This is a genomic window from Kineothrix sp. MSJ-39, assembly GCF_018917935.1.
Lineage (GTDB): Bacteria > Bacillota > Clostridia > Lachnospirales > Lachnospiraceae > CAG-194.
Genome location: NZ_JAHLPN010000001.1, coordinates 237,185 through 258,789, shown reverse-complemented (window position 1 = coordinate 258,789; position 21,605 = coordinate 237,185). Strand labels below are relative to the sequence as shown.

The 21,605-nt window shown below is 45.2% G+C and carries 21 protein-coding genes and 1 tRNA gene; 21 read left to right on the top strand and 1 reads right to left on the bottom strand.

What is annotated here, in order from left to right; genetic code table 11:
- The first annotated feature begins 157 nt into the window (after positions 1-157).
- The 12 genes from KQI22_RS01215 to KQI22_RS01160 all read left to right on the top strand — a co-directional run bounded on the left by KQI22_RS01215 (position 158) and on the right by KQI22_RS01160 (position 13,049).
- Positions 158-1,546, top strand: a complete 1,389-nt coding sequence (locus KQI22_RS01215; protein WP_253293449.1) for an HlyD family efflux transporter periplasmic adaptor subunit — start codon at positions 158-160, stop codon at positions 1,544-1,546.
- 30 nt (positions 1,547-1,576) lie between these two features.
- The gene (locus KQI22_RS01210; RefSeq protein WP_216550253.1) at positions 1,577-2,275 is read left to right on the top strand and encodes a YggS family pyridoxal phosphate-dependent enzyme; all 699 of its coding nucleotides are present in this window, start codon (positions 1,577-1,579) and stop codon (positions 2,273-2,275) included.
- A gap of 18 nt (positions 2,276-2,293) precedes the next feature.
- Positions 2,294-2,812 (top strand): cell division protein SepF, encoded by a 519-nt coding sequence (locus KQI22_RS01205; protein ID WP_216550252.1) that lies wholly within the window; start codon positions 2,294-2,296, stop codon positions 2,810-2,812.
- Between the two features lie 240 nt (positions 2,813-3,052).
- Positions 3,053-4,177 carry a 3-dehydroquinate synthase gene (aroB, locus tag KQI22_RS01200; RefSeq protein ID WP_216550251.1) on the top strand — a complete coding sequence of 375 codons (1,125 nt, stop codon included), beginning with the start codon at positions 3,053-3,055 and terminating at the stop codon, positions 4,175-4,177.
- Positions 4,170-4,718, top strand: a complete 549-nt coding sequence (lspA, locus tag KQI22_RS01195) for a signal peptidase II (RefSeq protein WP_216550250.1) — start codon at positions 4,170-4,172, stop codon at positions 4,716-4,718. The genes aroB and lspA overlap by 8 nt, the downstream gene beginning before the upstream one ends.
- On the top strand, positions 4,715-5,614 hold the full coding sequence (locus KQI22_RS01190; RefSeq protein ID WP_216550249.1) for an RluA family pseudouridine synthase: 900 nt from the start codon (positions 4,715-4,717) through the stop codon (positions 5,612-5,614). The genes lspA and KQI22_RS01190 overlap by 4 nt, the downstream gene beginning before the upstream one ends.
- A complete protein-coding gene (locus KQI22_RS01185) occupies positions 5,611-8,040 on the top strand; it encodes a homocysteine S-methyltransferase family protein (protein ID WP_216550248.1) in 2,430 nt (809 codons plus the stop codon). Before KQI22_RS01190 ends, KQI22_RS01185 begins: the two co-directional genes overlap by 4 nt.
- A 42-nt stretch (positions 8,041-8,082) precedes the next feature.
- Positions 8,083-9,696: a biosynthetic-type acetolactate synthase large subunit gene (gene ilvB, locus KQI22_RS01180; RefSeq protein WP_216550247.1), complete on the top strand. Its 1,614-nt coding sequence runs from the start codon at positions 8,083-8,085 to the stop codon at positions 9,694-9,696.
- 32 nt (positions 9,697-9,728) lie between these two features.
- The gene (ilvN, locus tag KQI22_RS01175; protein ID WP_216550246.1) at positions 9,729-10,214 is read left to right on the top strand and encodes an acetolactate synthase small subunit; all 486 of its coding nucleotides are present in this window, start codon (positions 9,729-9,731) and stop codon (positions 10,212-10,214) included.
- Between the two features lie 119 nt (positions 10,215-10,333).
- Positions 10,334-10,834: an acetolactate synthase small subunit gene (gene ilvN / locus KQI22_RS01170; RefSeq protein ID WP_022004498.1), complete on the top strand. Its 501-nt coding sequence runs from the start codon at positions 10,334-10,336 to the stop codon at positions 10,832-10,834.
- A gap of 83 nt (positions 10,835-10,917) precedes the next feature.
- Complete coding sequence (ilvC, locus tag KQI22_RS01165; RefSeq protein WP_216550245.1) at positions 10,918-11,946, top strand: ketol-acid reductoisomerase; 1,029 nt, start codon at positions 10,918-10,920, stop codon at positions 11,944-11,946.
- Between the two features lie 428 nt (positions 11,947-12,374).
- Positions 12,375-13,049, top strand: a complete 675-nt coding sequence (locus tag KQI22_RS01160; RefSeq protein ID WP_216550244.1) for a 3'-5' exonuclease — start codon at positions 12,375-12,377, stop codon at positions 13,047-13,049.
- Between the two features lie 300 nt (positions 13,050-13,349).
- On the opposite strand, the gene KQI22_RS01155 is transcribed toward KQI22_RS01160, so the two are convergent.
- Positions 13,350-14,243, bottom strand: a complete 894-nt coding sequence (locus tag KQI22_RS01155; protein ID WP_216550243.1) for a LysR family transcriptional regulator — start codon at positions 14,241-14,243, stop codon at positions 13,350-13,352.
- Positions 14,244-14,499: 256 nt separating this feature from the next.
- Between KQI22_RS01155 and leuC the strand changes: the two genes are divergently transcribed.
- The 9 genes from leuC to KQI22_RS01110 all read left to right on the top strand — a co-directional run bounded on the left by leuC (position 14,500) and on the right by KQI22_RS01110 (position 21,579).
- A complete protein-coding gene (gene leuC, locus KQI22_RS01150) occupies positions 14,500-15,762 on the top strand; it encodes a 3-isopropylmalate dehydratase large subunit (protein WP_216550242.1) in 1,263 nt (420 codons plus the stop codon).
- A 13-nt stretch (positions 15,763-15,775) separates the two neighbouring features.
- Positions 15,776-16,264, top strand: coding sequence for a 3-isopropylmalate dehydratase small subunit (gene leuD / locus KQI22_RS01145; RefSeq protein ID WP_022004492.1), 489 nt, complete (start codon positions 15,776-15,778; stop codon positions 16,262-16,264).
- 150 nt (positions 16,265-16,414) lie between these two features.
- Positions 16,415-16,786: a NusG domain II-containing protein gene (locus KQI22_RS01140; protein WP_216550241.1), complete on the top strand. Its 372-nt coding sequence runs from the start codon at positions 16,415-16,417 to the stop codon at positions 16,784-16,786.
- A 13-nt stretch (positions 16,787-16,799) separates the two neighbouring features.
- Entirely contained in the window at positions 16,800-17,288 is a 489-nt protein-coding gene (locus KQI22_RS01135; RefSeq protein WP_253293448.1) for a Gx transporter family protein, read from the top strand.
- A gap of 18 nt (positions 17,289-17,306) precedes the next feature.
- On the top strand, positions 17,307-17,921 hold the full coding sequence (gene ruvA / locus KQI22_RS01130; protein ID WP_216550240.1) for a Holliday junction branch migration protein RuvA: 615 nt from the start codon (positions 17,307-17,309) through the stop codon (positions 17,919-17,921).
- A 38-nt stretch (positions 17,922-17,959) separates the two neighbouring features.
- Positions 17,960-18,955 carry a Holliday junction branch migration DNA helicase RuvB gene (gene ruvB, locus KQI22_RS01125; RefSeq protein ID WP_216550239.1) on the top strand — a complete coding sequence of 332 codons (996 nt, stop codon included), beginning with the start codon at positions 17,960-17,962 and terminating at the stop codon, positions 18,953-18,955.
- A gap of 17 nt (positions 18,956-18,972) precedes the next feature.
- Complete coding sequence (locus KQI22_RS01120; RefSeq protein ID WP_216550238.1) at positions 18,973-19,842, top strand: deoxyribonuclease IV; 870 nt, start codon at positions 18,973-18,975, stop codon at positions 19,840-19,842.
- A gap of 105 nt (positions 19,843-19,947) precedes the next feature.
- Positions 19,948-20,019, top strand: a tRNA-Arg gene (locus KQI22_RS01115).
- A gap of 258 nt (positions 20,020-20,277) precedes the next feature.
- Positions 20,278-21,579 carry an SH3 domain-containing protein gene (locus KQI22_RS01110; protein WP_216550237.1) on the top strand — a complete coding sequence of 434 codons (1,302 nt, stop codon included), beginning with the start codon at positions 20,278-20,280 and terminating at the stop codon, positions 21,577-21,579.
- Positions 21,580-21,605 lie beyond the last annotated feature (26 nt).

Sequence of the window (21,605 nt, the reverse complement as noted above, 5' to 3'; positions counted from 1 at the left end):
AGTTCCGAGGCTTTTTTGTGTAGTGAGGAAGAAAACCAAGCACATGCGAAGCATGTATTTGGTTTTGCCCGAACGTACAACGAGAAAATCAGAGAGCGCAAAGCACGGCTGACGCGATAGCGGCAGGATTTTCGAGTCTGAAAGAGGAGAATTTTTCTTGGCACAGAATAAAAAAATCAGTAATATCAGGGACTATCGGAGAGGCCCTTTACATCTGAATATCGGAATGATCATATTTGGTGTTCTGTTTATCTATATGGTAGTCAGTCTGATCCTGTATATGAACAATAAGCATATTGTCGGCTATGAAGTGACAAGAGGTTCTTTAAGCGTACCGAATGTATATCAGGGGATCGCCATAAGGGATGAGACGACGGTATCCTGCAATGGGACGGGCTATATCAATTTCTTCGCAAAAGAAGGGGAGCATGTTGCCTGCGGAGATCTGGTGTATTCACTGGACAGTTCCGGCAAAATCGCGGAAATGATCACTTCTCAGGAAGAGGAAACACTTCTTTCTGATCAGGATCTGGCTGAGATCCGCAATCAGGCGATCGTATTCCAGAAGTCTTTTTCCAAGATGGATTTTGAAAAGGTATATCAGTTTAAAAATCAGCTGGAGGGCACAGCTTTGAAGCTGTCCAACTATAATATGCTGAATAATTTGAGCCAGACGGGCAATACAGATGCAGTCGCATTTTCCTGTGCACCGAAGAGTGGTGTTGTCGTTTACGGTATTGATGGCTATGAGACACTGAAGCCGTCCGCGGTAACGAAGGACTGCTTTGATGAATCCAAATATACAGCCGTGCAGCTGGAAGCCAATCAGCTTGTATCACAGGCAGACACAGCCTACAAGCTTTTGGATAATGAGAACTGGTCGATCGTGATCCCGGTAGATGCAGCCAGAGCGGCTGAGCTGGAGGCCGAGGAATATGTTAATGTCAAATTCCTGAAAAACCAGTATACCTCCTGGGCAAAGGTAACAGTCCTGCAAAATGCGGACGGTACGTATGTACAGCTTGATTTTACCAATTCCATGATCACGTTTGCCGCGGATCGTTATATCGATCTGGAGATCCTGTATAACAGGGAAGAGGGGTTGAAGATCCCGAACAGTGCGATTGTGGAAAAAGAATTTTATATGATCCCACTGGATTATCAGGTAGAGGGAAGCGGTTCCAAAAAGGGCGGTTTCCTGAAAGAAGTCTATGACGAAAACGGAAAGCAGTCTACACAGTATATCGATGCGACCATATATGCGGCAGATGATGAATACTATTATGTGGATACCACAGATTTCAACATCGGCGATTATATCTGCAAGGAAGGTCAGCAGGAAAAATATGCCATCAGTAAGATGGGATCACTGGTCGGTGTTTATAATATGAATAAGGGATATGCGGATTTTACGGCGATCACGGTTCTGTATTCCAATGAGGAATATTCTATTGTGAAGTCCAATACCCAGTACGGTCTTTCCGAATACGACTTTATCGTACTGGACGCAGCCAGTGTCAATCCGGATGACTTTATTTACGAGTAGAGATCTGTAAGCAGGGAAAGGAAGAGAAATATGTTGATGGAAAATTATGATCTTGTACAGAAAAAAATAGATGATGCCTGTGCAAAGGCGGGCAGAAGCCGGGAAGAGGTAACGCTGATCGCAGTCAGCAAGACAAAGCCTGTTCCGATGCTTTCCGAGATCTATGAGCACGGATGCAGGGACTTCGGTGAAAATAAAGTACAGGAGCTGGTAGATAAATATGAACAGCTTCCAAAGGATATCCGCTGGCATATGATCGGACATCTGCAGAGAAATAAAGTCAAATATATCGTGGACAAGGTATATATGATCCACAGTGTGGATTCGCTCAGGCTGGCAGAAGAGATCAGTAAAGAGGCAGTAAAGAAAAACTGCACGGTAAAGATCTTGGTAGAAGTCAATGTGGCAAATGAAGCGACGAAGTTTGGCACACAGACGGAAGATACGATCGCCCTAGTGACAGAAATTGCCAAATTACCGGGCATTGAGATCAACGGATTGATGACGATCGCACCATATGTCGAAAATGCAGAGGAAAATCGTCAGTATTTCTCTAAATTAAAACAATTATCTGTTGACATAAAGCATAAAAACATTGATAATATAAAGATGAATACTCTTTCTATGGGCATGACAGGCGATTATGAGGTCGCAGTCGAAGAGGGTGCTACTTTTGTCAGAGTAGGGACCGGCATTTTCGGGGAAAGAGATTATACGAAAAATAATTAGTTGTGTGAGGAGAAGAAGATGGCTGTATTAGATACATTGATTAAAAAGATGACCTTAAACGATCAGGAAGATGAATATTATGATGATGACGACTACGATATGGAAGATGAATATGTAGAAGAAAAGCCGAAGAAGAAGCCTTTTGCCAGAACGGAAGAGCCTGAAGATGACTATCAGGAAGAAAAGCCGAGAGCAAAGCAGTCTCCAAAGGTAACAGCAATGAAACAGCCGAAAAGAGGGGTTAGTGGAATGGAAGTATGTGTCATTAAACCAACAACAGTAGAAGATGCAAGAGAGATTACAGAAACACTTTTAACAAACCGTACGGTTGTACTTAATTTAGAAGGTCTTGATGTAGATGTTGCGCAGCGCATCATCGATTTCACATCAGGTTCCTGCTTCGCGATTCAGGGTAATCTGCAGAAGATATCTCATTATATCTTCATTATTACACCAGCAAGCGTAGATATTTCCGGTGATTTCCAGGATATCTTAGCTGGCTCATTCGATGTACCGTCACTGAACCCGGAGCTGTAAAAACAGATAGTTTGAGAAAATGAATGAACTTCCTGTCAGATCTGGCAGGAAGTTCTTTTTGTAGCGAGGAAGGAAACCAAGCGTTGTCGTATATTTGCGAAGCAAATGTACGGCGCAATAACCTGCAAAGCAGGTTATAGAAGGTTTCATCCGAGCGTACAACGAGAAAATCAAAAGCTGCAAAGCAGCGACGCTACGAAGTAGCGGGATTTTCGAGAGGAAAGAGGAAGGAAGAAAGTAATGATCACAGAATTAAAATCTAATTGTATGCCCGTTTCAAAGGACGGCAAATTCAGTTACAATATTTTATTTGAAGATTCCTTTGCAGATCTGACGGAAGCAATGGCAGATCTGGAGCTGGAAACACATAAGATCTGTATTGTAACAGATTCCAATGTGGGTCCGCTTTATGCAGAGGCTGTAAAGGCAGAACTGGAAAAGATCTGCAGCGTATGTGAGATCTTCACATTCCCTGCAGGAGAAGAAAATAAAAATCTGGAGGTTGTGCAGAAGCTGTATACCTTTCTGATCGAGCAGCACTTTGACAGAAAAGATCTGCTTGTCGCATTGGGCGGCGGTGTTGTAGGCGATCTGACAGGGTTTGCTGCTGCAACTTATCTGCGTGGCATCCGTTTTATCCAGATCCCGACGACATTACTGGCACAGGTAGACAGCAGCATTGGCGGTAAGACCGGTGTTGATTTCTCCCAGTATAAGAATATGGTCGGCGCATTTTATATGCCAAAGCTCGTTTATATGAATCTGCAGACACTTTCCACTTTACCGGAAAGACAGTTCTATGCAGGCATGGGTGAGGTGCTAAAGAGCGCACTGATCAAAGACGGTATGTTCTATGGCTGGATTATCAACAGCCTGTATGAGATCTATGACAAGGATCCGGAGACAATCCGCCTGATGATCTACAACTGCTGTAATATCAAGCGTATGGTTGTCGAGAAGGATCCGACCGAGCAGGGAGACAGAGCACTCCTGAATCTGGGACATACGATCGGGCATGCAGTTGAGAAAGCAAAGAACTTTGAACTGCTGCACGGAGAATGTGTGGCACTTGGTATTGTGGCAGCGGCTTTTATTTCCTATAAGAGAGAAATGCTGACCTTTGATGAATATTATGAGATCCGTGATATGTTCGTTCCGTTCAATCTGCCGATCACGATCGAGGATGTGGATCCGGAAGAGATCCTGAAGCTGACAAAGAGTGATAAGAAGATGGAAGCAGGCAAGATCAAATTTGTACTGCTGAAGAAGATTGGAAAAGCGGTGATCGACCATACAGTGACAGATGAAGAACTGCGTATGGGCATCCATGAAATTTATGTAAGTGATGAGGACAAGTATGAATAAGAAGAATAAATACTGGAAACTGAAACAACTGCTGCTGGATCTATGCTGTTTCCTGGTGCTGCTTGCACTGGATCAGGGAACCAAGTATCTGGCGGTGACACATCTGAAGGATCAGCCGGCGATAAAGATCTGGCCGGGCGTATTTGAACTGCAGTATCTGGAAAACAGAGGTGCAGCATTCGGTATTTTGCAGGACGGCAAGCTGTTCTTCGTGTTTGCGGCGGTCGTAATGCTGACAGTCATTGCATTTATACTGGTCAAAACACCGGAAGGAAAGAAATACAGAATCTGGCATATCCTGCTGACATTTATCGCAGCGGGCGCGATCGGTAATATGATCGACAGACTCAGACTGGATTATGTGGTTGATTTCTTTTATATCAGCCTGATCGATTTCCCAATCTTTAACGTGGCAGATCTGTATGTTTCCTTCTGTACGGCTATTTTAATTATCTTTGTGCTGTTTTTCTGCAAAGAGGATGATCTGAAATTTATCTCCTTACAGCTGCAGAAACAGAAGAAGGTGCATGAGATCAAATGATACTGGAAATAACGGAAAATCAGGCAGGAGAGCGCATTGACCGGTTTCTTGCGGATTCGCAGGATCTGACCCGTTCTTTCCTTCAGAAAATACTGAAGGACGGCGAGGTTATAGTAAACGGGAAAAGCGTAAAGCCAAATTATAAACTGCGGAAAGGCGACCGGATCGAATTTGAGATTCCAGAGGCAGTTGAACCGGACATCGTCGCGGAAGACATTCCGCTGTCGATCTTATATGAAGATGCAGATGTCCTTGTGGTGGATAAGCCGAAAGGAATGGTCGTGCATCCGGCGGCGGGGCATTACAGCCAGACACTTGTCAATGCGGTGATGTACCATTGCAAGGGAGAGTTATCCGGGATCAACGGAGTCCTTAGGCCGGGTATTGTGCACAGGATCGACAGGGATACGACCGGATCAATCATCATCTGCAAAAATGACATGGCGCATAATGAGATCGCAAGGCAGTTAAAAGAGCATTCGATCAACAGGCGTTACCGGGCAATCGTGACAGGCGTTTTAAAGGACGAGGAAGGAACGATCGAAGGCGCGATCGGCAGAGATAAAAAGGACCGTAAAAAAATGGCGATCACTGCAGACGGTAAGCCTGCGGTAACTCATTATAAGGTTTTACAGCGGTTTAAGCATTACACGTATGTGGAGTGTGTACTGGAAACAGGACGAACACACCAGATACGTGTTCATATGGCATCTATCGGACATCCTCTTTTGGGGGATGAGGTATATGGCAGAAAATCAGATAAATATAAATGTGAAGGGCAGTGCCTGCATGCAATGACCCTTGGATTTCACCATCCGAGGACAGGAGAATACATTGAAGTGAATGCACCATTGCCTCCCTATTTTGAACACTTACTGGCGGTACTTGAATCATGACAAAACAGGAATTCAGAGAATTTTATCAAAACAAACTCATTTATTTGGACGGAGCAACCGGATCGAACCTGCAGAAGGCAGGCATGCCTACAGGCGTCTGCCCGGAACAGTGGATCCTGGAACACCCGGATGCGATCTTAGAATTACAGAGAGCTTTCGTGGAAGCGGGCACCAATATCCTGTATGCACCGACATTTACGGCAAACAGGATCAAACTGGCGGAATACGGACTGGAAGATCATCTTGTCGATATGAATACAGAACTTGTCAGACTGGCAAAACAAGCTGCGGGCGGCAAAGCACTGGTTGCGGGCGACATTACGATGACAGGCAGACAGCTTACGCCGATGGGGGACATGGATTTTGAAGAACTGATCGATGTCTACAAGGAGCAGATCCGGGTATTGGATCAGGCAGGCGTGGATCTTTTAGTCGTAGAAACGATGATGAGCCTGCAGGAAACAAGGGCTGCCCTGATCGCAGCAAAGGAAGTATCTTCCCTTCCGGTGATCGCGAGCCTGACATTTGAATCCGATAATAAGACTTTGTTCGGTACAGATCCGATGACAGCCATGCTTGTATTACAGGCACTTGGCGCAGATGTCGTTGGAACGAACTGCTCGACAGGGCCGGATCAGATGTGTGAAGTTGTCCGGCAGATGAAGCAGGTGGCAAAGATCCCTGTACTGGCAAAGCCGAATGCAGGCCTGCCAAAGTTGGACAGCGAGGGCAGAACAGTTTATGAAATGGATGCGGAAACCTTCGGCAAGGAGATGTGTCTGCTTGTAGAAGCAGGGGCAACCTTCCTCGGAGGCTGTTGTGGTACCACAGTCAACCATATCCGTTCCATGGTAGAAAAGACAAGCGCGATGGAACTGCCGGCGGTGGAAGAAGTACAGAATAAAGGGATCCGCTATCTGACCAGTGAACGGAAAACACTGGCATTCGGACTGGATGACAGATTCCATATTGTCGGCGAAAGGATCAATCCGACCGGCAAAAAGAAGTTTCAGGCGTGTATCCGCGATAACGATTTTTCCATGGTGGAGGAGTTTGTGACCCAGCAGGAGGAAAGCGGAGCTTCCATTCTGGATATCAATATGGGCATGAGCGGTATTGATGAAAAGGAAACGCTTCTGAAGGTCATGGAAGATGTTTCCATGCAGACAAGCCTGCCACTTTGTATCGATTCCTCCCATGTTGACGTGCAGGAATATGTGCTGCGGCATTATCCGGGCAGGGCATTGATCAACTCCATTTCCATGGAAAGTGCAAAGATGGAACCGCTCCTGCAGATCGCAAAGAAATACGGAGCAATGTTTATCCTGCTTCCGGTATCTGATGAGGGGCTTCCAAAGGATCTGGATGAAAAGAAAGAGATCATCCAGAAGATCCTGCACAGAGCACTGGAGCTTGGATTTACAAAAGAAGATATTGTGGTAGACGGACTGGTGGCGACAGTCGGTGCCAATAAAAATGCGGCACTGGAAACACTGGAAACGATCCGGTACTGTAAGGAGCAGGGATTGGCAACGATCTGTGGCCTTTCCAATATTTCCTTCGGACTTCCGGAAAGAAGCTATATCAATGCGGCATTTCTGACCATGGCGATCGCAAACGGTCTGACCATGGCGATCGCAAATCCGAATCAGGAGCTTTTGACAAGCTGTATGCTGGCATCCGATCTGCTGTTACATAAACAGGATGCGGATCTTTCCTATATCGAGGTTATGAATGAGCGCAAGCAGCGAACAGCCGGAACGGTGGAACAGAAGATTCCTGCAGCAGAAAAAAGTGTGCTCCAGAAAGTATACGAATGTGTCCTCAAAGGAAATAAGACAAAGATCATCGATCAGGTGCATGCAGCACTGAAAGAGCATGAAGCACAGCAGATCTTAAATGAAGCACTTCTGCCTGCGATCAATGAGGTGGGTGATCTGTTTGATAAAGGGATTTACTTCCTGCCACAGCTTATTGCCAGTGCAGAAGCCATGAAAACGGCGATCGAAGATATCCAGCCGCTGCTTCTGGCAGCCAGCGATGGTAAGCCGAAGGCAACTATTGTGATTGCGACAGTGGAAGGCGATATCCATGATATCGGGAAAAATCTGGTGGCGCTGATGCTGAAAAACTATGGTTTCCGTGTGATCGATCTCGGAAAAGATGTGCCCAAAGAGGTCATTATAGAAACAGCGAAAAAGGAACATGCGGATATTATCGCACTTTCTGCCCTGATGACGACCACAATGCAGCAGATGAAGCACGTGATCGAATATGCCAAAGAGCAGGGCGTGACAGCAAAGGTTCTGATCGGCGGTGCGGTCATTACGCAGGAATATGCGGATGAGATCGGTGCAGACGGCTATTCCAAGGATGCAGCGGAAGCGGTCAAGGTAGCTAAACAGGTATTGGGACTGCGTGACTGATAGTATAGTTTATAAAAAGATGCAGAATAAAGGAGATAGAACATGAACGGTGCAGATGCAATGGTAAAATGTCTGGAAATGGAAGGGGTAAAAGCAGTATTCGGCTATCCGGGTGTTGCGATCTGTCCATTTTATAACAGCATTCTGGATTCAGAAATTGAAAGTGTGCTGGTGCGTACAGAACAGAACGCAGCGCATGCAGCAAGCGGACTTGCCCGTGTATCAGGTCAGGTGGGGGTATGTGCGGTGACTTCAGGTCCCGGTGCCACAAATCTGATCACCGGTATTGCAACCGCATTTGCGGACAGCATTCCGATGGTTTGTATCACAGGACAGGTAAACAGTGAACTGATCGGCAGTGATGTGTTCCAGGAGGCGGATATCACGGGAGCTGTGGAGAGCTTTGTCAAATACAGCTATCTGGTAAAGGATGTGGAAGATATCCCGCGTATTTTCAAAGAAGCCTTTCATATCGCAAATACAGGCAGAAAAGGCCCGGTTCTGATCGATGTACCGATCGATGTACAGCTTGCTTCGATTTCCAAGTTTAAATACCCGCAGGAAGTAAAACTCCGTACTTATAAGCCGACGGTAAAGGGCAATATGGTACAGATCAAAAAAGTGGCAAAAGAGCTTTCCAAGGCAAAAAGACCGCTGATCTGTGCAGGCGGCGGTGTGTTATTAAGTGATGCCAAGGAAGTGTTATATCAGTTTGCACATAAATATCAGGTTCCGGTCGTTTCCACGATGATGGGAATCGGTGTTATGCCGACAGAGGATGATATGTATTTTGGCATGGTCGGTAATAACGGACATCCGTATGCCAACAGAGCCATGAATGAATGTGATCTTTTACTGATGGTCGGTGCCAGAGTGGCAGACCGTGCTGTCAATCAGCCGGATCTGATCATTAACAACAAAGTGCTTGTACATATCGATGTGGATCCTGCGGAGATCGGTAAGAACGTCGGCCCACACATTCCGCTGGTCGGTGACTGCAAGTCGATCTTTGAAGACCTGATGGAGCAGGAGATCACCGGAGATTTCACAGACTGGACAGAACAGCTGAATTATTATGAAGCAACGATGCAGCGGAAGAGAAATCCATCCCCGGCATATGTGGATCCGGCTGCTTTCATCCGGACGATCTCAGAGATGCTTCCGGAGGATGCGGTTTACGTGGCAGATGTCGGACAGAACCAGATCTGGTCATGTAATTACCATATTGTCAAAAAGGGACACTTCCTGACCTCCGGTGGTATGGGAACGATGGGCTATTCCATTCCTGCAGCGATGGGTGCCAAATATCAGTGCCCGGAAAAGGAAGTCGTTGCAGTCTGTGGAGACGGTTCCTTCCAGATGTCCATGATGGAGCTTGCGACAATGCGTCAGCACGGAATCCGCTCCAAAGTCATTGTACTGCGTAACAATTATCTGGGGATGGTGCGTCAGTACCAGCATTTTACGTATGAAGACCATTATTCCGTTGTAGATCTGACCGGATCACCGGATCTTTCCAAGATCGCAGCAGCTTACGATATGCCTTATTATCTGGTAGAGAAAAATGACCAGATCGAAGAAAAACTGAAAGCATTTTTGCAGGATGACAAGGCAAGCCTGATGGAAGTTGTGATCGATCCGATGGATCTTGTATAGAGGATGAGCAGTAAAAGAGAGTGGAGGTTCCTATGAAGAAAATATATTCTGTATTGGTGGAAAACCGTTCCGGTGTACTTTGCAAGGTGGCAGGACTGTTTTCCAGAAGAAGTTTTAATATTGATTCCCTCGCTGTAGGGGAAACAGACGATAAGGAAGTATCCTGCATGACGATCGTTTCCAGCGGCAATCAGAGAACACTCGAGCAGATCGAAAAGCAGCTCAACAAAAAGCTGGATATCATCAAGGTGCGTACTTTCCATGAGGAGCAGAGCATTTCGCGGGAGCTCATGCTGATCAAGGTAAAATATAACCGTACAAACCGCAAGGATATCATGGAGGTCTGCAGTATCTTAAAGGCGGAGATCGTGGATATGTCCAAATCCTTTATGATGATCCAGATCTGTGCAGAGCCGGAACGCATCCAGCTTCTGATCCAGATGCTGAAATCGGTCAGCATTGTAGAGGTGGCAAGAACCGGTACGCTGGCACTGCCAAAATGCGCTGAAAACGAATAATATAACTCCAAACTATGAATACAGGTTATGGGATGCATGAAAGGATATCATACGTTGACAAAGCCTGTCTTATGCTGATACAATGCTCATAGAGATGGTGAAGGAAGGGTATAAAGCAAATGCAAAAGAAAGTATTTCAGATATTAGTTGATAATACATCAGGTGTTTTAAGCCGTATTTCAGGACTGTTCAGCCGCAGAGGATATAATATCGAAAGTATCACCGCCGGTGTGACGGCAGATCCGAGATACACCCGTATCACGATCGTGACAAGCGGAGATGATATCATTCTGGATCAGATCGAGAAGCAGGTTGCAAAACTTGTCGATGTACGGGATATCAAGGAGTTAAAGCCGGAAAGCAGTGTTTACAGAGAACTGGCAATGATCAAGGTCAGAGCCGATGCAAGCCAGAGACAGGGCGTGATCGCTATGGCGGATATCTTCCGTGCAAAGGTCATTGATGTCGCATCTGACAGTCTGATGGTCGAGCTTACCGGTAATCAGGAAAAGATTGATGCTTTCCTGAAACTGTTAGACGGTTTTGAAATCTTGGAGCTTGCCAGAACCGGTATTGCCGCACTTTGCAGAGGTACGGAAAATGTAACCTATCTGCCATAAGGCAGGCATTACATAGCAAAATGTATGGTCAGCCGCAGAGCGGCTTTTCATAAAACGAAACAAAAATTTAGGAGGAAACAAAAATGGCACAGGAAGCTAGAATTTTTTATCAGGAAGACTGTAATCTGTCTTTATTAGAGGGTAAGACAATTGCAGTGATTGGTTATGGTAGTCAGGGACATGCACATGCATTAAACGCAAAAGAGTCAGGATGCCATGTAATTATCGGACTTTACGAAGGTTCTAAGTCATGGGCAAAAGCAGAAGCACAGGGCTTTGAAGTATATACAGCCGCAGAAGCTGCAAAGAAAGCAGATATCATTATGATTCTGATCAACGATGAGTTACAGGCTGATATGTACAAGAAAGATATCGAGCCAAACCTGGAAGCAGGCAACATGCTGATGTTTGCACATGGTTTCAATATTCATTTCGGATGCATCAAGCCACCGGCAAATGTTGATGTAACTATGATCGCACCTAAGGCACCGGGTCATACAGTACGTTCTGAGTATCAGGCTGGTAAGGGTACACCTTGTCTGGTTGCTGTTGAGCAGGATTACACAGGAAAAGCACTTGATATGGCACTTGCATATGGTCTTGCAATCGGCGGCGCAAGAGCCGGTTTATTAGAGACAACATTCAGAACAGAAACAGAAACAGACCTCTTTGGTGAGCAGGCAGTTCTCTGTGGTGGTGTTTGTGCTCTGATGCAGGCTGGTTTCGAAACACTTTGCGAAGCTGGTTATGATCCAAGAAATGCATACTTTGAATGTATCCATGAAATGAAGCTGATCGTAGATCTGATCTACCAGTCAGGTTTCGCAGGCATGAGATATTCTATCTCCAACACTGCTGAATACGGTGACTACATCACAGGTCCTAAGATCGTTACAGAAGATACAAAGAAAGCTATGAAGCAGATCCTTTCCGACATCCAGGATGGTTCTTTTGCAAAAGAATTCTTATTAGATATGTCTCCTGCAGGACGTCAGGTTCACTTCAAAGCAATGAGAAAGCTTGCTTCTGAGCATCCATCAGAAAAGGTTGGCGCAGAAATCCGTAAGCTTTACAGCTGGAACAACGAAAGCGATAAGCTGATCAACAACTAAATCTCCAGACGAAAGAAAGGAGATGCAGTTGCATCATGCATTATAGATGCATAACATAACTAAAAAGGGCACTTGAATTATCAGGTGCCCTAGTGTATAATCTACTTAGAAAGGTAATCGGATGTAATATCCGATTTGCCCTCAGTCGAAACTATTTTGAGATAGCATCTAACTTTGGTCGGTGGGATGCTATTTCTTTTTGTTATTATGATTGTCTATGTATGACAGAGCCGCAAACATTACTAACAACAAAGTTAAAACTTCCATTGTGTTCATAGGGCATCACCCTCTCTTTCGTAAAACTAGAGGGCATCTAATAATCGGAAAATCACATCCTGCTTTCCTTTCAATTACACAATAACAGTATAACATAGAGAGAACATATGTTCAACAAACAAAACAATAAAATTATTTAAAACAGGTGCTATATGTTAGGAAAAAACAAAGGAAAATTATTAACGAAATACGTACCGGATTACGTTGTTTTCGATCTGGAAACGACAGGAATCTTTACCTCGAAAGATGAGATCATTGAGATTTCAGCGGTAAAAGTACGTAACGGGAAAGTAGTAGAGGAGTTCAGTGAACTGGTTAATCCGGGCAGACCAATTCCCTATGATGCAACACGGGTAAACAACATAACAGATGAGATGGTTCGTCATGCGCCATGCTGCAAAGAGGTTTTGGAACGTTTTTTGGAATTTGTAGGAGAGGATATTTTAGTGGGGCATAACATCCATACATTTGATATCCCGTTTATTTGCAGAGATTCCGAAAAGTATTTTGGGAAAACGGTAGCAAACGACTACATAGACACATTGCGTGTTTCAAAAGTCTGTTTCCCGGAATGGAAACATCGAAAATTATCTGATCTGGCAGATTACTATGGTATTTCTACAGATGGTGCGCATCGAGCTTTGGCAGACTGCAGAATGAATCAGAAGGTGTTTGAACGGATGGGAGAGGAGCTGAACGGACATAAAAATGTAACTGTAAAGCTGTGTCCGTTATGTAAGCAGCCCTTAAAGAAACGGAACGGTCGTTACGGAGAGTTTTGGGGGTGTATGGGATTCCCGAATTGCCGATATACTGAGAATATATAAGGAAAAGAGAAAACATATAAAAAGAAAAACATATGTATGCAATCGATAGTGTAGACGACCGAGATTTGCGAAGCATTTGCCGCAGCGGAGAGCGCACACCGCTTTTTTGCAAATGTAACGGATTTACGATGTAAATCCGTTATGTAGCCTCTGTGCATCGGCAAAGCCGATTTTGCATGCACAGAGGTTCAAGTGCCCGGAGCGCGTGCAAAATATGCTTCGAGCAAATCGCAGGGGAGTCAAACGTGATTGCATACATATGTTTTCTTTTTTATATCTACTTGTAATTTATTATTTACCCTATGACTCCGTAAAATAGGAGATAAACTTCTTCATTGCATCCGTCATGATCGTATCGTCCTTGTAAACAAGCCCGAGCTTTCGTTTGGGAATGGCGCGTCCGAGATTCACTTCTGTTAAAGAGTGGTCATCCAGCTCATCTTTGACAAAATCTTTGATGACACAGGCAATTCCGAGATCGATCTTTGCCAGCTCAATGAGCAGATCCATCGTATTGATCTCGATGATGTTATCCATGGTGATCTGGTGGGAGGATAAATACATATCCACATATTTACGGGAAATATTTTCTTTGTTCAGCATCATAAATGTTGCATTGTTTAAAATCGCTTTCCGGTCGTTTCCGACGCGGATCTTCAGATTTTCCAGATAGCGGTCTGTCGTGACAAACGTATCCTGAATTTCACGGAACGGGATATAGGTCAGTCCGTTAGGCAGGCTTGGGATTCCGACAACACCGATATCTGTAACGGAATTATCAATATCGCGCAGCGTTTCCATCGTCGGATGGCAGGTGATCGTAACTTTGATATGTGGGTTGTCTTTGACAAACTGCTGCAGATAGGGCAGGAGCACATATTTACATAGCGTGATGCTGACACCGATGGATATCTGGGAAATACCAAGCTCATTTACTTTCTTGAGCTGTTCCTCGCCATGTCGGATCGCGGAAAATGCCGTCTGTACCTGTGCAAAAAGAAGTTCTCCCTCCATGGTAAGCGTAACGCCGCGGGAAGAACGATGGAACAGAATGACATTCAGGCTCTGCTCCAGCTTGGAGATCGCTTTTGAGATCGCAGGCTGGCTGATATACAGTTCCTTGGCTGCACCTGAAATGTTTTTATGCAGTGCTACGGTATAGAAAATATAGTATAAGTTTAAATTGTTTTCCATGTGTTCCCTTTCTGTGCTTATGACCGGTTCATAGAGTGCTTTCGCAGATTATCAGGAAAGCGTATCATCTAAACTGGTGGCGCTTGCCTCCGGCATCTTGATTTCAGTGTATCATAAATATAATTCATAGTAAATATAAACAATATGTATTTGGATTATAGTATATTATCTGTTATACTGTATACAAAGAAAAGTGGCATAACCTGTCCTGTCGGATAGGCGTGACACAATGCGGATAAGGTAGGAGGATATGTCAATGGGTATGACAATGACACAAAAAATACTTGCAGCGCATGCGGGTCTTGACAAGGTAGAAGCCGGACAGTTGATCGAAGCTAACCTTGATCTGGTACTTGGAAACGATATTACCAGCCCTGTTGCGATCAAGGAAATGAGCAAAATGAAAGTGGACGGTGTATTTGATAAGGATAAGATCGCACTTGTTCCGGATCATTTTGTACCGAATAAAGATATTAAATCTGCTGAGCATTGTAAATGCGTCAGAGAGTTTGCTTATCGTAACCAGATCACCAATTATTTTGAAGTCGGACAGATGGGGATTGAGCATGCGCTTCTGCCGGAAAAAGGTCTGACAGTTGCGGGCGATGTGATCATCGGTGCGGATTCCCATACCTGTACGTATGGTGCACTTGGTGCTTTCTCAACAGGTGTCGGTTCTACAGATATGGCTGCTGGTATGGCAACAGGAAAAGCATGGTTTAAAGTACCGGGAGCGATCAAATTCAATCTGGTCGGTAAGCCAAATAAGTATATCAGCGGCAAAGATGTGATCTTACATATTATCGGAATGATTGGTGTAGACGGTGCACTTTACAAATCCATGGAGTTTGTCGGAGAAGGCATCAAAAATCTTTCCATGGATGACAGATTTACCATTGCCAATATGGCGATCGAGGCTGGCGGAAAGAACGGTATCTTCCCGGTTGATGAAAAAGCGATCGCTTATATGGAAGAACATTCCACAAAGAAATATACCGTTTACGAAGCAGATGAGGATGCGGTTTATGATGAGGAGTATACCATTGACCTGAGTACATTAAAGTCAACGGTTGCATTCCCTCATTTGCCGGAAAATACACATACGATCGATGAGATCGATCCGGAGCTCAAGATCGATCAGGTAGTGATCGGTTCCTGCACAAACGGACGTATCGACGATCTGAGATGTGCGGCTGAGATCTTAAAGGGCAGAAAGGTAGCAAAGGGTATGCGTCTTATCGTGATTCCTGCTACACAGGCAATCTATCTGCAGGCAATGGAAGAAGGTCTGTTAAAGATCTTTATCGAAGCCGGCGGTGTTGTCAGCACACCAACCTGTGGACCTTGTCTGGGCGGTTATATGGGTATTCTGGCAGAAAATGAAAGATGTGTATCCACGACTAACCGTAACTTTGTAGGCCGTATGGGACATGTAACAAGTGAAATTTATCTGGCTTCTCCTGCAGTCGCAGCAGCAAGCGCAATTACCGGACATATTTCAGATCCGGCGAAACTGTAAGGAGGATATGAAAATGGAAAATGCAATCGGAACAGTCTTCAGATACGGAGATAATGTAGATACAGACGTAATCATTCCTGCAAGATACCTGAATTCTTCAGATCCTGCAGAACTTGCCACACATTGTATGGAAGATATCGATACAGAGTTTGTCAAGAAAGTAAAAAAAGGAGATATTATCGTAGCAGATAAAAACTTTGGCTGTGGTTCTTCCCGTGAGCATGCACCGATCGCCATCAAGGCGGCTGGTGTCAGCTGTGTTATTGCAGAGACCTTTGCCAGAATTTTCTATCGCAATGCGATCAACATCGGACTTCCGATCATTGAATGCCCGGAAGCAGTCAAGAATATTGAAGCAGGCGATACGGTAGAGGTCAATTTTGATACCGGTATGATCTACAACCGCACGAAAGGAACCGAGTATAAAGGGCAGGCATTCCCGCCGTTTATGCAGAAGATCATTGCTGCACAGGGACTTGTAAATTATATCAACCAGAAATAAAATCGTATATTGGAGATCTATATCAGGAAAAGAAGGGCAGGATCCATTTGACTGGAGCCTGCCTTTTGTTTTGAAAAAATCGAACATATGCTCGATAAAATGCGCTGTAATCATTGCCAAATGCATGGGAACATGGTACTATAAACAAGTATGAAAAAGATGATAAAAAAGCATCCGACAATGACAATCTGTATTTTTGTTCTGCTGCTGGCAGGGCTTCTGATCGCCGTACAAAATGCATTCAGCACGGATGGAGCAGCACAGGTCGTGGTGACAGTGGACGGAGAAAGTTACGGTTCATACAGCCTCAAACAGGAACAGGTGATCCGAATAGAAACAGAGTACGGCTATAATGAACTGACGATCAAAGACGGGCAGGCAAGCGTAACGGCTTCCGACTGCAAAAATCAGGTTTGTGTCCGTTCCATGGCAATTTCGCAAAACGGGCAGAGCATTATCTGTCTGCCGCATAAGCTTATCGTGCAGATAACAGGTGCGGGTGAAAAACAGTTGGATGCATGAGAGGTAAAGTGAATTGCAGACAAAGAAAATAACGGTTTTGGGACTGTGCGTGGCACTTGCCATGATTTTGTCTTATATAGAAAGTATCCTGCCCGTTTTTGTAGGCATTCCGGGCGCGAAACTGGGTCTGCCCAATATGGTGGTCTTGTTATTGCTTTACCTGATGGGCGCAAAAGAGGCAATCTGCGTGAATGTGCTCCGCATTCTGCTTTCGGGCTTTTTATTTGGCAATCTGTTCAGCATTCTATACAGTCTGGCGGGCGCAACGGTCAGCTTTCTGGTCATGTGGCTGGCAAAGAAGCGGCGGCTTCCCATCAGAGCGGTCAGTGTGCTGGGCGGTATTTTTCATAATATAGGGCAGTTCTTGGTGGCACTTGTACTCCTTGGAACAGCCATGTGGTATTATCTGCCGTATCTGCTGCTCATGGGCATGATAACAGGACTTTGTAACGGGATTCTGGGACAGCTAATGTATGACAGACGGGATATCATAAAAAGATAAAGGTAAGGAACAGAATATATGATCGGATATGTAAAAGGTATTTTGGAAGAAATAGAAGAAGACTGCGTGATCGTAGATGTCAATGGTCTGGGGATCCGCATTCTGGCAGGCGGTGCGCTGGCATCGCAGATGCTGGCACTTGGCAGTGAAGTAAAGATCTATACTTACACCTATGTCAAGGAAGATGCGTTTCAGTTATACGGCTTCATCAGTAAAGATGAGCTGTCTCTGTTTAAAAAGCTGATCACAGTCAGCGGAATAGGACCAAAAGGGGCAGCTTCCATTTTGTCTGCATTTTCAGCGGAGGATCTGCGCTATGCGATCTACGCGGGGGATATCAAGACAATTTCCAAAGCACCGGGTATTGGCAAAAAGACAGCAGAACGCCTTGTACTGGAGCTGAAGGACAAGGTAGAACTGGATTATCAGGCAGATACGCTGCTGGGACAGCTTGCGGATGAATCTGTGGGAAGCGCAGAGCCGAATAACCGTAAGGATGCGATAGAAGCTCTGACTGCACTTGGCTATAGCAGTATGGATGCGGCAAAGGCAGTGAAACAGGCAGATCCAAATGCGGATATGGATGTGGATGTGGAGGATATTTTAAAGGCTGCATTGAAATATCTTATGTAATATATTTATTAGGAAAGAAATGACGGAGAAAAGATAAGATGGCTGGTAGAATCATAGAGACAAATTTCACACCGGAGGACAGCAAGGTAGAAGAAACACTGCGTCCACAGCTTCTGGATGACTATATTGGTCAACAAAAAGCCAAGGAAAATATGAAGGTGTTTATTGAGGCGGCAAAGCAGCGTGGGGATTCCCTCGATCATGTCCTTTTATACGGACCGCCCGGACTTGGTAAGACAACGCTTGCGGGGATCATAGCCAATGAAATGGGCGTGAATATCAAAGTAACAAGTGGGCCTGCAATCGAAAAGCCGGGCGAAATGGCGGCAATCTTAAACAATCTGCAGGAAGGGGATGTCCTTTTTGTGGATGAGATCCACCGGCTGAACAGACAGGTAGAAGAAGTGTTATATCCGGCAATGGAGGATTTTGCGATCGATATTATGATCGGAAAAGGAACAAGTGCCAGATCGATCCGTCTGGATCTGCCCAGGTTTACACTTGTCGGGGCGACGACCAGAGCCGGGCTTCTGACAGCACCGCTGCGTGACAGATTCGGTGTGATCCACAAGCTGGAATTTTATACAGTGGAAGAGCTCAAACAGATCATCCTGCATTCTGCCAGAATTCTGGAGGTAGAGATAGAAGAAGACGGCGCTTACGAGCTTGCCAGAAGAAGCCGCGGAACGCCGCGTCTTGCCAATCGTATCTTAAAGCGTGTTAGAGACTTTGCGCAGGTCAAATACGATGGCGTGATCACGAAAAAGGTGGCAGATACCGCGCTGGATCTGCTGGGCGTGGATAAGCTGGGACTGGATCATGTCGATCAGAATATCCTGCTTACCATGATCGATAAATTCAGTGGTGGTCCTGTCGGACTGGATACACTTGCCGCAGCGACCGGGGAAGATGCAGGCACGATTGAAGATGTTTATGAGCCGTATCTGATCTTAAACGGGCTTCTCAACCGGACGCCAAGAGGACGTGTGGTAACAGATGCGGCGTATGCACATTTTCACAGGGAAACACCCTGACAGGATAAGGAGTAAACATGAGTGAAATCATATTGGGCTCCCATGTGGGGATGTCCGGGAAAGAAATGTTTTTAGGTTCCGTCAAAGAGGCGGAAAGCTATGGTGCCAATGCACTGATGGTCTATACGGGAGCACCGCAGAATACGCGGCGGAAGGATGTATCGGAGCTTCGTCTGGCAGAGGGTCTTGCCTATGCAAAGGAATGCGGCGTAAAGGAGATCATTATTCACGCGCCTTATATCATCAATCTGGCAAATACCGTAAAGCCGGATACGTATACCTTTGGTGTTTCATTTCTGGCACAGGAGTTGAAGCGTGTGGCGGCTTTTCAGAGTAAAATCCTTGTGCTGCATCCGGGCTCTCATCTGGGTGCGGGGCCGGAAGCGGGTATTGCACAGCTTGTGAAAGGGCTCAATACAGTACTTGCGGAGGATGACAGTGACGTACTGATCGCACTCGAAACAATGGCGGGAAAAGGCGGAGAGATCGGACGGACGTTTGAAGAACTTCGGATGATCTATGACGGCGTACAGAAAAAAGACAGGTTCAGAGTCTGCTTTGATACCTGTCATGTCCACGATGCGGGATATGATCTGGTGCATGACTACGAGAGTGTGTTCCAAAAGTTTGATGAAGTGATCGGGCTTTCCCAGATCGCAGTGTTCCATATCAATGACAGCATGAATCCATGCGGGGCACAGAAAGACCGCCATGCCAATATCGGAAAAGGTGAGATTGGTTTTGATACATTATATAAAGTAGTGCATGATCCGCGCTTTTTGCAGATTCCGAAAATTCTGGAAACACCGTATCTTTGTGCGGAAGGAGAAACAAAAAAGACAATTCCACCTTATAAAGAGGAAATACAGCTTTTACTGCAGGCATAAATTATGAAGATTTTGTGTGCTGGCTGATGTTACTTGCTATTTGAGAAAAAGTGTGCTATGATACCACTTGTGTAACAAAATTGTAACAAATACACGTTACACCTTGTACCCATAGTTTAACGGATAAAACAGCTGATTCCGGTTCAGCCGATGGGGGTTCGATTCCTCTTGGGTACGCTATGTAGTAAGGAGGGACCCACGAAGTGGGAGGATGCCTTACTACTTTGCGCAGCCATTGCCGCAGGCAATTATGATGCTGCGCATCCCGTATGTAGTAAGAGCAAATAGAAATCTCGGATACGGGAGGATGCCTTACTACTTTGCGCAGCCATTGCCGAAGGCAATTATGATGCTGCGCATCCCGTAGTAGTAAGAGCAAATAGAAATCCCGGATACGGGAGGATGAAAGAAGCCTCTTAGTTAGGAGTGAATGATATGAAATCAGATAATAAACTTTCCCTTTATTTCCAGAAACTTGGAAAACGTTTAAAGGAAGACAAGGTATATTCCAGAACTTTTTATTCCGTTATTGCAATTTTGATCGCTCTGATCGTTGTGATCATTGTTGCGGTATCCTGTTCAAAGAAAGAGGATGGCGGTGCAGATAATGAAATCTCAACAGATTCCGTCAGCGAGAACCAGACAGCCGGTGCACCGGATTATACAGTACCTGACGTAGCGCTGGAAGAAGATGCATACGCAGATGTCAATGCACTTGTAAATCAGTATTTTGCCGCTATGACAACAGGTGATACGGCAGCAATCACTGCCATGAAAGATACTGCAGCACAGGAAGACCTGATCAAGATTGAAAAAGAAAGTGCTTATATTGACGAATTTGACAATATCAAGGTTTACACAAAACCGGGTCCGCTGACCAATTCTTATGTGGCATTTGCTTATTATGAGATCAAGTTTAAAGATATCAATACACTGGCTCCGGGTCTGACAACCTTATATATCTGCCCGAGAGAAGATGGCAGCTTGTATATCTGTGACGGAGATCTGGACGACAATACAACTGCTTATATCAAGTCTATCGTGGCACAGGATGATGTAGTTGATCTGTTCAGCATGGTAGAGACAAAATATGCAGAAGCCATTGATGCAGATGCAGATTTGAGCAGCTTCATGGACAACCTGTCTGCAAAGCTGGATGAAGAAGTAAGCCAGGCAATGGCACAGGCAGAGGGTAATACGGAAGAAGCAACAGATGCGACTGATGCTGCACAGGAGCAGCAGCCTGCAGAAGAACAGCCGGCAGAAAATGTAATGGAAGAGCAGGTAACTGCTACAGATACCGTCAATGTCAGAAGCTCTGACAGCGAAAATGCCGACAGGATCGGACAGATCGCCATGGGCGAAACCGTAACAAGATATGAAGCAAAAGAGAATGGCTGGAGCCGTATCAGTTACAACGGCGGGGATGGCTATGTAAAGAGTGAATATTTACAGGCTGCAGGTGCAACAGATGCTTCCGCAGAGCAACCACAGGAAGAAACCCAGACAGATGACAGCCAGACAGAAACTGCAGGAACAACAAGTCTGACGGCAAAAGGAAAAGTTACGATCAAGGAAACCGTCAATGTCAGAAAATCTTCTTCTGAAACTTCAGATAAGATTGGTGTGGCATATCAGGGTGAGCATTATGATCTGATCATGGAACAGGCTGACGGCTGGTGCAAGATTTCCTTTAACGGACAGACAGGTTATGTAAAGACTGAATTTGTGGAATAACAGGCTGTGCATTTTTCACACAATGA